This window comes from Streptomyces monticola (assembly GCF_042665355.1).
In the GTDB taxonomy this organism is placed as follows: domain Bacteria; phylum Actinomycetota; class Actinomycetes; order Streptomycetales; family Streptomycetaceae; genus Streptomyces; species Streptomyces monticola.
The window spans coordinates 289,604-301,965 of sequence record NZ_JBHTCF010000004.1; the positions used below are offsets into that span (position 1 = coordinate 289,604).

A 12,362-nucleotide genomic window follows, 5' to 3' on the forward strand; every position below is an offset into this window, starting at 1 on the left:
TCGTCGATGCCCGCACCTAGTATCTCCGTTCCGGGGCATGATCCGAACAGGAGGGGCGGACTGAGCTGTGGAAATCATCGGAGGCGCTCGCCTCGAAGTCCACATCAAGCCTACTGACGTGGGAAAACGTGTGTCAGTGCGGTGCTTGAACGACGGCGGAATCGGCGCTGAGAAGTTCACCGACACGGTGGGCGTTCTCACATCGTGGAACGACGGTGTGCTGCTCATCACACGACGGACCGGCGAAAGCGTCCGGATCGTGGAGTCCTCGCTGGTGGCGGGCAAGGTCGTTCCCACCCGCCACCCGACCACCACCCCTCAAGGAGGCGCTTCGCGCCACGTGACAATGGCCCCGGCCCGCAGGCGCGGCCCCGCCACCTCCTTCGACGAGCTCGCGCGGGTGACCGCGCGCGGCTGGCAGCCCGTGGAGAGCGAGACGCTCGGCGAGTGGCGGCTGCGCGCTTCGTCGGGCTTCACCCGGCGCGCCAACTCCGTACTCCCGCTCGGTGATCCCGGCCGTCCGCTCGACGAGGCGCTCTCGTACGTACGCGACTGGTACGCGGCCCGCGAGCTGCCCGCCTACATCCAGACCGCCACCGGGGCCGAGGGCGGCCAGGAGCTGCTCTGCGCCGACCTTGAGCGGCGCGGGTGGGTGCGCGAGGTCAGCGCCCAGGTGTGGGTCGGCGGGCTCGCCCCGGTCGGCGACCTGGACGCGGATGTGGACCAGGTGCGGCTTTCGCGCTCGTACGACGACGCGTGGCTGCGGCGCTACCAGCGGTTCGGGACGCCGGGGCCGCATGTGACCGCGGTGCTCGGCAGCGGGCCCTCCGTGTGGTTCGCCTCCGTGCCCGCGGCGGGCGAGGCGCCCGCGGCCATCGGGCGCTGTGTGGTGGACGGACGCTGGGCCGGGTTCCTCGCCGTCGAGGTCGACCCCGCCCACCGGCGCCGTGGCCTGGCCACGGCCGTCATGGCGGCGCTCGGCCGCCGTGCCCTGGACGAGGGCGCCTCGGCCGCGTGGCTGCAGGTCGAGGACGACAACACCTCGGCCAGGGCGCTCTACGACGGGATGGGGTTCGCCGCCCACCACAGTTACCACCACTACCGGGCCCCCGAGTGAGCCGATCTGCGTGAGAGGGCACGAGGCACGTATGGATCCGGAATCCACCGACAGGCGCGGACAGTTCGCCCAGGAGGCCCGCTCGGAGCGGCCCGACCTCGCGCTGCTCTGCCTCCTGGTGGGCGCCGAGGCCGACCCGGCGCTCGACGACGCGGCCATCGACGCGGCCCAGATCGAACTCGACCGGCTCGCCGGGCTGCTGCCGTTCCGGCCCGGCGGCCCCCGGTCCTGGGCCGCGGCCCTGGCCGAACTCCTGGGCGCCCGCTGTGCCTTCCACGGGGCGCCCGCCGACTACCAGCGCCTGGAGTCCTCGCTCCTGCACACGGTGCTGAGACGCCGCCGCGGTCTGCCGATCCTGCTGTCCGTGGTGTGGATGGAGGTGGCCCGGCGGGCCGGGGCCCCGGTGTACGGAGTGGCGCTGCCGGGGCACTTCGTCGTCGGGTTCGGGGCACCCGACGAGCAGGTACTCGCCGATCCGTTCGGCGGGGGGCGGCTGCTGACCGGCACGGACGCGGAGCTGCTCGTGGCGGGGGCGACGGGGGCTCCGCTCGACCCCTCGATGCTGCGGCCCGCGGATCCGCTGGAGATCGTGCTGCGGATCCTGAACAACATCCGGGCCTGGGCCGCGGCCCGGCCCGAGCGGTCCGACGTGGCGCTGTGGGCCGTGGAACTGTCGCTGCTGCTCCCCTCGCATCCTGCGCGGCTTCGGTACGAACGGGCTCAACTGCTCGTCCAGCGGGGCGAGTTCCGCACCGGGGCCGCGGAGCTGGAGGCTTACGCGGATGTGGTCGCCGCCGTCGACTCCGGTGCGGCCGACCAGGTGCGGCATCAGGCGCTCGCGGCTCGGGCGATGCTGAACTGACTCGGGCGACGCTGAACTGAGGGGCGGCCTGCGGCGGCCTCGGTCAGCAGGCGTCCGAGGGACCGGCCCTCACAGCCAGCCCTTCTCCCTCGCGATACGCACCGCCTCCGCCCTGTTCCGTGCCGCCAGTTTCTGGATCGCCGTCGACAGGTAGTTGCGCACCGTGCCCTGGGACAGGTGGAGGGCGGCGGCGAGTTCCGCGTTGGTCGCGCCGTCGGCCGCGGCGCGCAGTACTTCGCGTTCGCGATCGGTCAGCGGGTCGGCGCCCTGGGCCAGGGCAGCGGCCGCCAGGGTGGGGTCGATGACGCGTTCACCGGCGAGCACCTTGCGTACCGCCTGGGCGAGTTGGGCGGCCGGTGCGTCCTTGACCAGGAAGGCGTCGGCGCCCGCCTCCATGGCACGGCGCAGATAGCCGGGGCGGCCGAAGGTGGTGAGGATCACCAGCTTCACGGCCGGCTCGGAGGCATGCAGTTCCGCCGCCGCCTCGATGCCCGTGGCGCCCGGCATCTCGATGTCCAGGAGCGCCACGTCCACGGCGTGCTCGCGGGCGGCACCGAGCACCTCGTCGCCCCTGGCGACCTGCGCGACCACCTCGAAGTCCGGCTCCAGGCCGAGCAGTGTGGCGAGGGCCTCCCGCACCATGGCCTGGTCTTCGGCGAGAAGCAGTCTGATCATGCGGCGGATCCTAGAGGGACGCGGGCGGTGAGCGTGAAACCGCGGGCGGCGGGGGCCGCTTCCAGGGTGCCGCCCACGTCCGTGAGGCGCTCGGCGAGCCCCTTCAGGCCGTTGCCCGGTGCGCCCGTGCCGTCCGGGATCTTCCCGGTGCCCTTGCCGTCGTCCTCGACGGTCAGCTCCAGGACCGGTCCGTCCAGGGTCTGGCGCGGGGTGAGCGCCACGGTGCAGCGGCGGGCGTCGCTGTGGCGTACGACATTGGTGATGGCCTCGCGCAGCGCCCAGGCCAGGGCCGCCTCCCGCTCCTCCGGCAGGCCGTCGGGGGCCTGCGCGGGGACGTCGGCCTCGATGCCCGCGGCCGTCAACGCCGTGCGGGCACCGGCCAGTTCACCGGGGAGCGTGGGCCTGCGATAGCCGGTGACGGCTTCACGTACGTCCACGAGGGCCTGGCGGCTGACCCGTTCGATGTCGGCGACCTGCTCGGCCGCCCGATCGGGGTGGCCGGGCAGCATCCGGCCCGCGAGTTCGCTCTTGAGCGTGATCAGGGAGAGCGAGTGCCCGAGCAGGTCGTGCAGATCGCGGGCGAGCCGCAGGCGCTCCTCGTTGGCGGCCAGCTGGGCGACCGTGGCACGGGCCTCACGCAGCTGGATCGTGGTGCGGATCAGCCGTCGTACGCCGCTCATCGCGAAGCCGATCATGAGGGTCATGACGGCCAGGGACGTGATGACCTCGGCGAGGTCCTCGGTGCGCAGCCCGACCGCCACGAGCACGGCCGTGATCGCCGGGATCGCCCAGGCGGCCTGCCGCACCGGCAGGATCGAGCCCGCGGACACGGAGACGTACACGAACAGACCGAGCCAGTTGTCGCCGAGCGTCCAGGCGAGCGTCGTGGCCAGGACGAGGAGGAGGGCGAGCTGCAGCCGCGGCCTGGTCCACGAGGTGATCCGGGTGGTGTACCGGAAGACCAGCGTCAGATAGCAGGCCACGAAGACGGCGAGGCCGAGCCAGCCGAGTGCGGTGGCCCCGGGCGGGTGCCGGCCGTCCGTCAGGTCCTTGACGGGCGCGGCGAGGAACACCAGCCAGACGCCGATCCACGCCAGCTTCACCAGGTTCTGGCGGTTGCCCTGCGGGGGCCGGCCGAAGACCTGCAGGGGGTGCCGCTGATCGAGCCTGCCGGAAGGGTCGAAGTCGTTCACGCCTTCAGTGTGTCCTTGCGGTACAGCCAGGCGGCGCCACCGGCGAACAGGACGAAGTACGCGGCGAGCAGCGCCAGGTCGCGCGCGCTCGGGGCGTTGCCGAGCTCGATGGCCTGGCCGAGGGCGGCGTAGGCGTGCGTGGGCATCCAGTCGGCGACCTTCTGCAGCCAGTCGGGGAAGGTGCTCGTCGGCATCCACAGACCGCCCATGATCGACAGGCCGAAGTAGACCAGCATGGTGACGGGACGCACCGCGTCACCGCTGACCAGATAGCCGAGGGCCACGCCGAGCGCGGCGAAGACCAGGCTGCCGGCCCAGATGACTCCGGTGAGCGCGGCCCACTGCCACAGCCGCAGGTCCACGCCCTTGGCCGCGCCGACCGCGAAGACCAGGACGATCGAGGGCAGCGACACCACGGCCGCGCTCGCCGTCTTGGCGAGGACATAGCCGCGGCCCGGCAGCGGGGTGAGCCGCAGCTGCCGGACCCAGCCCTTCTCGCGCTCGGTGGCGATGCGCTGGCTGTTGCCGACCAGGACGGCCGTCAGGGCACCGAACGACGCCATGGAGACCATCATGTAGAGCACGACGGTCAGACCGGTGTCCGGGACCATGCCGTTCGCGTTGCCGGACAGCAGCAGGAACAGCGCGGTGGGGTACACCACCGAGAAGAACAGGAATTTCCTGTTCCGCAGGGCGCGGGTGATCTCCAGCTTGATGAGCGGATTCATCGGGCGTTCTCCTCGTCCGCGCCGGTGTGGGCGGCTGCTTCCGTGCGGGCAGCGGCCTCGGTACGGGCGGCTGCTTCCGTGAGGGCGACGAAGGCCTGCTCCAGGCCGAGGCCTGCGACCTCCAGATTGCGGGGGTAGAGGCCGAGTCCGTACAGCGCGTGCACGGTGGCGTCGGCGTCGTGGGACCGGATACGGACCGTACGGCCGGTCACGGCAAGGGAGTTGAGGTACGGCAGCGTCCGCAGGGCGTCCTCTGCCGCCCGGTCGACGGGCCCTTCCAGCTCGAAGGAGATCTTGCGGGCGCCCGCCTTCGCCTTGATCTCGCTCGCCGTGCCGTCCGCGAGCAGCCGGCCGCGGTGCAGTACGAGCACACGGTCCGCGACGGCGTCGGCCTCTTCGAGGTAGTGCGTGGCGAACAGGACGGTACGGCCCTGCCCGGCCTGCTCCCGCATCGTGGCCCAGAAGGCCTGCCGGGACGTGACGTCCATCCCGGTCGTCGGCTCGTCGAGCACGATCAGATCGCTCGCCCCGGCGGTGGCGAGAGCGAACCTGACCCGCTGCTCCTGGCCGCCGGAGAGCTTGTCGACCCTACGGCTCGCGATCTTCGTGAGGCCCGCCCCGGCGAGGACCCGGTCCACCGGGTGCGGCCTCGGGTGCAGTGAGCAGGCGAGGCGCACGATCTCCTCGACCGTGATCTCCTCCATGAGGCCGCCGCTCTGCAGCATCGCGCCGACCCGGCCGGCCACGATGGCCTCGCGCGGGCCGGTGCCGAACACCTCGACGGTGCCGCTGTCGGCGGGGCGCAGGCCGAGCAGCAGGTCGAGCGTGGAGGACTTGCCAGCGCCGTTCGGGCCGAGCAGGGCCACCGTCTCGCCGGGGTGGAGGGTGAGGGAGAGGCCGTCCACGGCACGCACGGAGCCGTAGTCCTTGGTCACGTTCTCGAAGCGGACCGCGGCGCTCGCGCGGGACGCCGTGCCCGCGGGGCCACCGGGGGCGCTGCTCACTGTGGTCGTCGTCATGTGTCCACAGTGCCGCTGGGGCCCTGGTCAGGGGCAGTGTCGCCGGTCGTGAGTACGGCATGACAGATGTCATGCCATGCCGGTCATGTCATGCCGTACTCAGTGCCGTCGGCCGCCGTCGGTCGCCTTCAGCCGCCCTGGGTCGCCGTTGGTCGTGCTGCCGGCTCCGCGGTCAGTTCTGCTGCTCCGGGCCGATCTGCACGATCCGCTGGGCGGGCGTCTTGCCGATCAGGGCCCGGTTCACGGCCTGGGCGACGAGGGCCGGCGTCACCGGCTTCTTGGTGCCGTCGGCCATGGTCAGCTGTACGCCGTCGAAGGCGCCGCCGTAGAGCTGTTCCAGCGCCTTCAGGTCGTAGTGCGGGACCAGCTTGCCCCGCTCGTTGGCCTGCATGCTGAGGAACTTGTAGATCGACTTCTCGGGGCTGAAGGACACCGTGTGCGCGGCGTCCGTGCGCACCGTGACGAGACCGGACATCGCGGGCTCGGCGAAGGTCTTCATCACCTGGTCGACCTCGGCCTTGGAGACATTCGGGTCCGCCGCCGAGACGGGCAGCTGCACCGGGGTGGCCTTGCCGGTCTCGACCTGGGTGCGGTACGCCGCCTCCACGGCCGCCACCGAGCCCTCCGGGTTGAGCCGCTTGCCGGACTTGCCGTAGACCGGAACGGCCTTGCCGGGCTGGAACTTGATCGTGCTCTCGGCCGCGCTGCCCGAGGTGCCCGCGACCCGCTCCAGGGCGTCGCGCAGCTTCTCCTCGTCGGTGGGCATCTCCGGGTCGACCGCGCGCTCGCCGCCGAAGAGGGAGCCGATCACGGACACCGGGTTGTAGTCGCTGCCCGCCGCCTTGCGCACCGTGGCCTGCATATCGAGGGACAGGCCCGCCTGGGAGGGCTTGAGGGTGGCCTTGTCGCCGTCGATCGCGAGCCGCAGCGGTGTGCTGGTGCGCTCGCCGAGTGCGGCGTCGAGCTTCTTGACGGCCTCGTCACGGGTGCCGCCGCCGATGTCGACGCCGAGCACGGTGGTGCCCTTGGGCACGTCGGAGTGGTTCATCAGCAGCCCGGCGCCGTAGGCGACACCGGCCAGACCCACGACGCCCACGCCGATCAGGACCAGTTTGTTGCGGCCCTTCTTCTTGGGGGCGGGTGCGGCGGCGGCCGTCTCGTCGCTCTCCGGCGCCCGTGGGCCCGGCGGGTCCGGCAGCACCGGGGGCGTGTGCGGAGTGTGCGGGGAGGCCTGCGCGGGGAACGGCGAGTTGTGCTGCCCGGTGTTCCCCGAGGGCACCACGGGGATCCCGCTCGTCAGGGTGTCCCCCGAGACATGGCCGCCGCCGGGCGGCGGCGCGTCGTGGCCGGGACCGGGGCCCTGTGGGGTGAGCACCGCGGTGTCGTCGCTCATGTGCGGCGGGCCCTGGGCGCCGGAGCCCTGGGCGCCGGGACCCTGGGCGCCGGGACCCTGGCTGCCGAAGCCGCCCGGACCCGCGCTGATGCCGCCGCCGGGACCGCCGGGTCCGCCGGAGGGGCCGGTCTGGAACGCGGCGGGCAGCACCGGGCCGTCGCCGGTGACGGGACCGCCGGTCGGGCCCGTGGGGCCTGCGGCCGGGGCGCCGGGGCCCGGTGTCGGTCCGCCGGGGCCGGGAGCCGGGGCCGACGGAGCGCCGCCGGGACCGATCCGGCCCGGCCTGCGCGTGGAGCCGGTCCGCTCGCTGTCGGGGCCGCCCATCGGAGAACGCTCGGGACCGCCCATCGCGGAACGCTCGGGGCCGCCCATCGGAGAACGCTCGGGGCCGCCCATCGGAGGCCGGTCGGGGCCGCCCTGCGGGGAGCGCATGCCCTGGCCGTCGGTGCCGCCCTGGCCCGGGTTCCCGGAGAAGTACGGCAGATCGCCGCGCCGCGCCTCACCCGTGGTGGACGAACTGCCGCCGCCCTGACCGGAAGCGCCGGGAATGCCGGGGGCGCCGGGAATGCCGGGCGCACCGGATCCCCCCGCGGCGGGCGCACCCGCGGCGGGCTTGCGCGGTGCGAACCAGTCGCTCGTCTTCTCGTCGGCACCCGTGCCGGAGCCGGAGCCCGTACCGGAGCCCGCGCCGGATGCGGCACCCGCGGCGGAAGCGGCACCCCGGCCGGAGCCGGTGCCCGAACCTGCGCGAGAGCCGGAACCCGTGCCGTCGGCCGGAGTCTCGCCCGTGTCCCTGCGGCCGCCGATCGGCGACGACGGGCCGGTGGTCTCCGAGGACTCGCCGCCCTCCCCCATCGGTGTCCGCATGACGACCGGCGGGATGGGCCGCGACCCGGGGATATTGATCCTGATCCGGGTGGTCAGCGTGGTCTGCGTCTCCGGCTCGTCCGCTGTCGCGGGCTGCTCGGCCTCGGGCTCGCCGCCCTGTCGCCAGGGAGACCCGGGGGTGCCGTCGGCACCCGCGTTCCGGTCGCCGCCAGGCGGTCCGTACGGCGGTGTCCCCGAGGGGTACGCGGCTCCACCGCGCCCCTGGGGCCCGGAGGACGAACTGTCAGTTTCACGACTCAAGGCAGGTTCTCCCGATCGGCTCCGCCGTCCGCCAATCTTCTATCGACATGAGTACAGCGCCATGCGCGGGCAGCTCGGCGGCGCGCACCACCATACTGGCCGTGCCCGGCGGTCATCCTGAGACCACCGGCAATCCCCGTGCCCAGCGGCCCGAAGTGGTACGTCACTTCCCAAGTCGGCCGACGGGCCGCGCCGGTTGCGACGGCACCGCGAGCGTGGCACACATCACAGCAAGGGCCATGCCGCCCAACAAGTACACATACGAGCCGAGTCCGGCGGCGAACACGAAGTCGCCCTCCGGCCTGCTCGCCGTGAGCAGCAGCACCGTGACCAGCCAGCCCGCGCCGGCCGCGACGGCCCCGCCCTTGGTGCCGGTGGCCCGCGCACCACCGTAGAAGAGACCGGCCGCGCCGAGCAGCGCGAGCACCAACCCGCCCCCGGACCAGGCACCTTGGACCAGGGCGCCGGCGGCCCCCGCGAGTGCGCCGAGCACAAGGAGCAGTGCGTACACGGCGATCCGCCCCGGCTTGAAGGGCTCTGTCATGAATCCGCCGGGCGTGCTCACCGGGCCGTCACCTTGCTTTCCGTTGGTCCGCCGGTCCGCCGGCCGGGAGGCCCGCGAACAGATCCGTCTCACGCTCTCCGGGTGCCGCGCCGCTGCGGCCGCGCACCAGCTCGTAGTACTCGATGTCGAAGAGCGGCTGTGCCAGGTCGTTGGAGAGCCCGAACCAGGGGCCCTCGACCGCGACCTGGGTGGCGTGGGCGGCCATCGCCGCGGCCTTGCGCGCCGCGAAGGCGCGGCCGTCGATCTCCGTGGTCACCACGGCGTCGTCCACCACTCCCGGCACGTCGTCGATGTCGGCCGCGGCCGCCCAGGGCAGTCCGGTGAGCGCGGTGTCGCGCAGTTCGCGGAAGAGGCGTTCGGCCACCGAGCGCGGCACCCGGTTCCAGTAGATCTTGGCGATCTCGTGCGGGTCGCCGAGGTCCTTGCGGAAGGCGGGCTCGGCGGCGAGGTCCGCGGCGCGCATCGCGACCCGGTGGGCCTGGATGTGGTCGGGGTGGCCATAACCCCCGTCGGGGTCATAGGTGATGAGCACCTGCGGCCGCAGCTCTCTGATCACTTCCACGAGCGGGACCGCGGCCTCGTCCACGTCGGCGGCCCAGAAGGCGCCCTCGCGGTGGTTCTGCTCGATGCCCATCATCCCCGAGTCACGGAACCGCCCTGCGCCGCCGAGGAAGCGGTGGTCGTCGACGCCGAGCTCCTTCATCGCGGCCGTCAGCTCGCCGACGCGATGGGCGCCGAGGGCGTCCTCACGGTCGGCCGTGAGGTGTGCGAGCGACGGCGGGATGACCTCGCCCTCCTCGCCGAGGGTGCAGGTCACAAGCGCGACATGGGCGCCTTGTGCGGCGTACTTGGCCATGGTCGCGCCGTTGTTGATCGACTCGTCGTCGGGGTGTGCGTGCACCAGGAGCAGACGCCGGTCGGACAGTTCCGTCATGCCCCCAGCCTACGAGCCCGCAGGCGGCGGGCCCCTCGTCAGCGCGTCAGAACTTGAGGTCGCCGATCATGCCCGCGACGTTGGTCGTCAGCTCGCTGATGGTGGGGGCCACGGAGGAGCTGGCCAGATAGAAACCGAGCAGTACGCACACGATCGCGTGCCCCGCCTTCAACCCCGACTTCTTGATCAGCAGCACGACGACAACCGCGAACAGCACCACCGCCGAAATCGACAGGGCCACGGCGGCTCACCTCCAAAGAGCAGGCGGGACGTTTTCAGCACAGCAAAGCGGCGGCCACAAGGGCCGCAGCAGAGGGACTCGCACGCCCATACGGGCACCGCAAGGTGTATACCCACCCAGCGCTACGGATCATAACTTTCCGTGTGTCCGCATGACTCGGTGCACGGCAGCACGAGGGGCGCATGCGGGCTGCGCGATCAGGCGCATGAACCGGGCGCGATCAGTAGCCTCGGGGGCATGACCTCCCCACTGCCCCCACAGCTCTCGTTCCCTCGACAGCACGCCCGCACCCAGCGGTTCACCCTGGGTGCGCCCCGCGCCTTCACCGTTTCACCGGACGGCAGGCGGGTGGTGTTCCTTCGTTCGCGCTCGGGCACGGACCGGGCAAACATGCTGTGGGTCATGGATGTTGAGGCCTCGTCGGAGAGCGAGGTGGCGGAGCGGATCGCCGCGGACCCGGCGGCTCTGCTGCGCGGCGCCACCGAGGAGCTGTCCGCGGCGGAGCGGGCCCGCCGCGAGCGCAGCAGGGAGAGCGGCTCGGGCATCGTCGGCTATGCGACGGACGCGGCCGTGGAGTTGGCGTCGTTCGCGCTGTCGGGACGTCTGTTCACCGCCGAGCTGCGCGCCGGCACCGCGCGTGAACTGCCCGTCCCGCGCCCGGTGATCGACCCGCGCCCCTCACCCGACGGCCGTCATGTGGCGTACGTCGCGCAGGGCGCCCTGCGCGTGATCGGCGCGGAGGGCGACGGCGACCGCGCGCTCGCCGATCCTGACACGGAGCCCGAGGCGGAGGCGAGCACCGCGGGACGCACGGACGCGAGCACCGCGGGACGCACGGACGCGGGCACCGCGGGACGGACCGGCGCGGGCACCGTGACGTACGGCCTCGCGGAGTTCATCGCCGCCGAGGAGATGGGGCGTTCGCGCGGCTACTGGTGGTCCCCCGAGTCCGACCGGCTGCTGGTCGCGCGGGTCGACGACTCCCCCGTGCGGCGCTGGTGGATCGCCGACCCGGCGCACCCCGAGCACGAGCCGACGGCGGTCGCCTACCCCTCGGCGGGCACCCCCAACGCCGAGGTGCGCCTGTTCGTCCTCGGCCTGGACGGCAGCCGCACCGAGGTCACCTGGGACCGCGCCCGCTACCCGTATCTGGCCCGTGCCCACTGGTCGGCCGCGGGCGCACCGCTGCTGCTCGTGCAGTCCCGCGACCAGCGCGGCCAGCTGTATCTGGCCGTGGACCCGGACACCGGGACGACCCGCATGGTGCACGCCGACGACGACCCGGAGTGGCTCGAACTGCTGCCCGGGGTGCCGGCCTGGTCGCCTTCGGGGCAGCTGGTGCGGATCGCCGACGAGGGCGGGGCGCGGGTCCTGACGGTCGGCGAACGCCCGTTGACAGGACCGCAGTTGCATGTGCGGGCGGTCCTCGACATCACCGACGAGGATGTACTCGTCGCGGCGTCCGCGGGTGCGGCGGCGAGCGCGGCGGAGACCGGTGAGACCCATGTCTACCGCGTCAACGAACTGGGGGTGGAGCGGGTCTCCCAGGAGCCGGGGGTGCACTCCGCGGTGCGCTCGGGCGGCGTGACGGTACTGGTGTCGGCACGCCCGGACCACCCCGGCGCGCAGGTGCAAGTGGTGCGTGACCGCAAGCAGTTGGCGCTCGTCGCGTCGTACGCGGAGCAGCCGGGCATCACGCCGCGCGTGACGCTCACCGAGGCGGGCGAGCGGCGCATCCCGTGCGCCGTCCTGCTCCCCACCGGCTACCGCGCCTCGGACGGTCCGCTGCCCGTGCTGCTCGATCCGTACGGCGGGCCGCACCACGCGCGCGTGGTGGCCGCCCACAATCCGTATCTGACGTCGCAGTGGTTCGCCGACCAGGGCTTCGCCGTGCTGATCGCGGACGGCCGCGGTACGCCGGGGCGCAGCCCCGCCTGGGAGAAGGCGATCAAGGACAATCTGGCGTCGGCGGTCCTCGACGACCAGGTCGAGGCGCTCCAGGCGCTCGCCGGCGCCTTCCCCTTCGACCTCTCCCGGGTCGCCATCCGCGGCTGGTCGTTCGGCGGCTATCTGGCGGGCCTCGCGGTCCTGCGCCGCCCTGACGTCTTCCACGCGGGCATCGTGGGCGCCCCGGTCACGGACCAGCGGCTCTACGACACCCATTACACGGAGCGCTACTTGGGCGACCCCGCCGCACAGCCCGCGGTGTACGCCGAGAACTCCCTGGTCACCGATGACGGTCTGTCGAACGCCGTGGGCCCGGCGCGGCCGCTGATGATCGTGCACGGTCTCGCGGACGACAACGTGGTGGTGGCGCACACCCTGCGGCTCTCCTCGGCGCTGCTCGCGGCGGGCCACCCGCACGAAGTACTGCCGTTGTCCGGGGTGACGCACATGACCCCGCAGGAGCAGGTGGCGGAGAATCTGCTGCTGCTCCAAGTGGACTTCCTGAAGCGGACGCTGGGGGCGTGAGCCGGGGCCCCTCTCTTCAGGGGATGGGACTCCAC

The 12,362-nt window shown here is 72.8% G+C and carries 11 protein-coding genes; 3 read left to right on the forward strand and 8 right to left on the reverse strand.

Annotated features, from left to right (window positions below; genetic code table 11):
- Window positions 1-67 precede the first annotated feature (67 nt).
- Entirely contained in the window at window positions 68-1,117 is a 1,050-nt protein-coding gene (locus ACFQVC_RS12480) for a GNAT family N-acetyltransferase (protein ID WP_381830073.1), read from the forward strand.
- A gap of 31 nt (window positions 1,118-1,148) precedes the next feature.
- On the forward strand, window positions 1,149-1,979 hold the full coding sequence (locus ACFQVC_RS12485; RefSeq protein WP_381830075.1) for a transglutaminase family protein: 831 nt from the start codon (window positions 1,149-1,151) through the stop codon (window positions 1,977-1,979).
- Between the two features lie 69 nt (window positions 1,980-2,048).
- Here ACFQVC_RS12485 and ACFQVC_RS12490 read toward each other — a convergent pair whose 3' ends face one another.
- The 8 genes from ACFQVC_RS12490 to ACFQVC_RS12525 form a co-directional block, all read right to left on the reverse strand.
- Window positions 2,049-2,654 (reverse strand): response regulator transcription factor, encoded by a 606-nt coding sequence (locus tag ACFQVC_RS12490; protein ID WP_381830077.1) that lies wholly within the window; start codon window positions 2,652-2,654, stop codon window positions 2,049-2,051.
- Entirely contained in the window at window positions 2,651-3,847 is a 1,197-nt protein-coding gene (locus ACFQVC_RS12495) for a sensor histidine kinase (RefSeq protein WP_381830079.1), read from the reverse strand. The genes ACFQVC_RS12490 and ACFQVC_RS12495 overlap by 4 nt, the downstream gene beginning before the upstream one ends.
- Window positions 3,844-4,575, reverse strand: coding sequence for an ABC transporter permease (locus tag ACFQVC_RS12500; RefSeq protein ID WP_381830081.1), 732 nt, complete (start codon window positions 4,573-4,575; stop codon window positions 3,844-3,846). The genes ACFQVC_RS12495 and ACFQVC_RS12500 overlap by 4 nt, the downstream gene beginning before the upstream one ends.
- On the reverse strand, window positions 4,572-5,594 hold the full coding sequence (locus ACFQVC_RS12505) for an ABC transporter ATP-binding protein (RefSeq protein ID WP_381830083.1): 1,023 nt from the start codon (window positions 5,592-5,594) through the stop codon (window positions 4,572-4,574). The genes ACFQVC_RS12500 and ACFQVC_RS12505 overlap by 4 nt, the downstream gene beginning before the upstream one ends.
- Before the next feature lie 172 nt (window positions 5,595-5,766).
- A complete protein-coding gene (locus ACFQVC_RS12510) occupies window positions 5,767-8,115 on the reverse strand; it encodes a hypothetical protein (protein WP_381830085.1) in 2,349 nt (782 codons plus the stop codon).
- Between the two features lie 163 nt (window positions 8,116-8,278).
- Window positions 8,279-8,659 (reverse strand): DUF6113 family protein, encoded by a 381-nt coding sequence (locus tag ACFQVC_RS12515; protein WP_381830546.1) that lies wholly within the window; start codon window positions 8,657-8,659, stop codon window positions 8,279-8,281.
- 28 nt (window positions 8,660-8,687) lie between these two features.
- A complete protein-coding gene (gene mshB, locus ACFQVC_RS12520; protein ID WP_381830088.1) occupies window positions 8,688-9,614 on the reverse strand; it encodes an N-acetyl-1-D-myo-inositol-2-amino-2-deoxy-alpha-D-glucopyranoside deacetylase in 927 nt (308 codons plus the stop codon).
- 46 nt (window positions 9,615-9,660) lie between these two features.
- Complete coding sequence (locus tag ACFQVC_RS12525) at window positions 9,661-9,855, reverse strand: hypothetical protein (protein ID WP_381830090.1); 195 nt, start codon at window positions 9,853-9,855, stop codon at window positions 9,661-9,663.
- Between the two features lie 237 nt (window positions 9,856-10,092).
- On the opposite strand from ACFQVC_RS12525, the gene ACFQVC_RS12530 reads away from it, so the two are divergent.
- A complete protein-coding gene (locus tag ACFQVC_RS12530) occupies window positions 10,093-12,327 on the forward strand; it encodes a S9 family peptidase (RefSeq protein ID WP_381830092.1) in 2,235 nt (744 codons plus the stop codon).
- The last annotated feature ends 35 nt before the right edge of the window (window positions 12,328-12,362 follow it).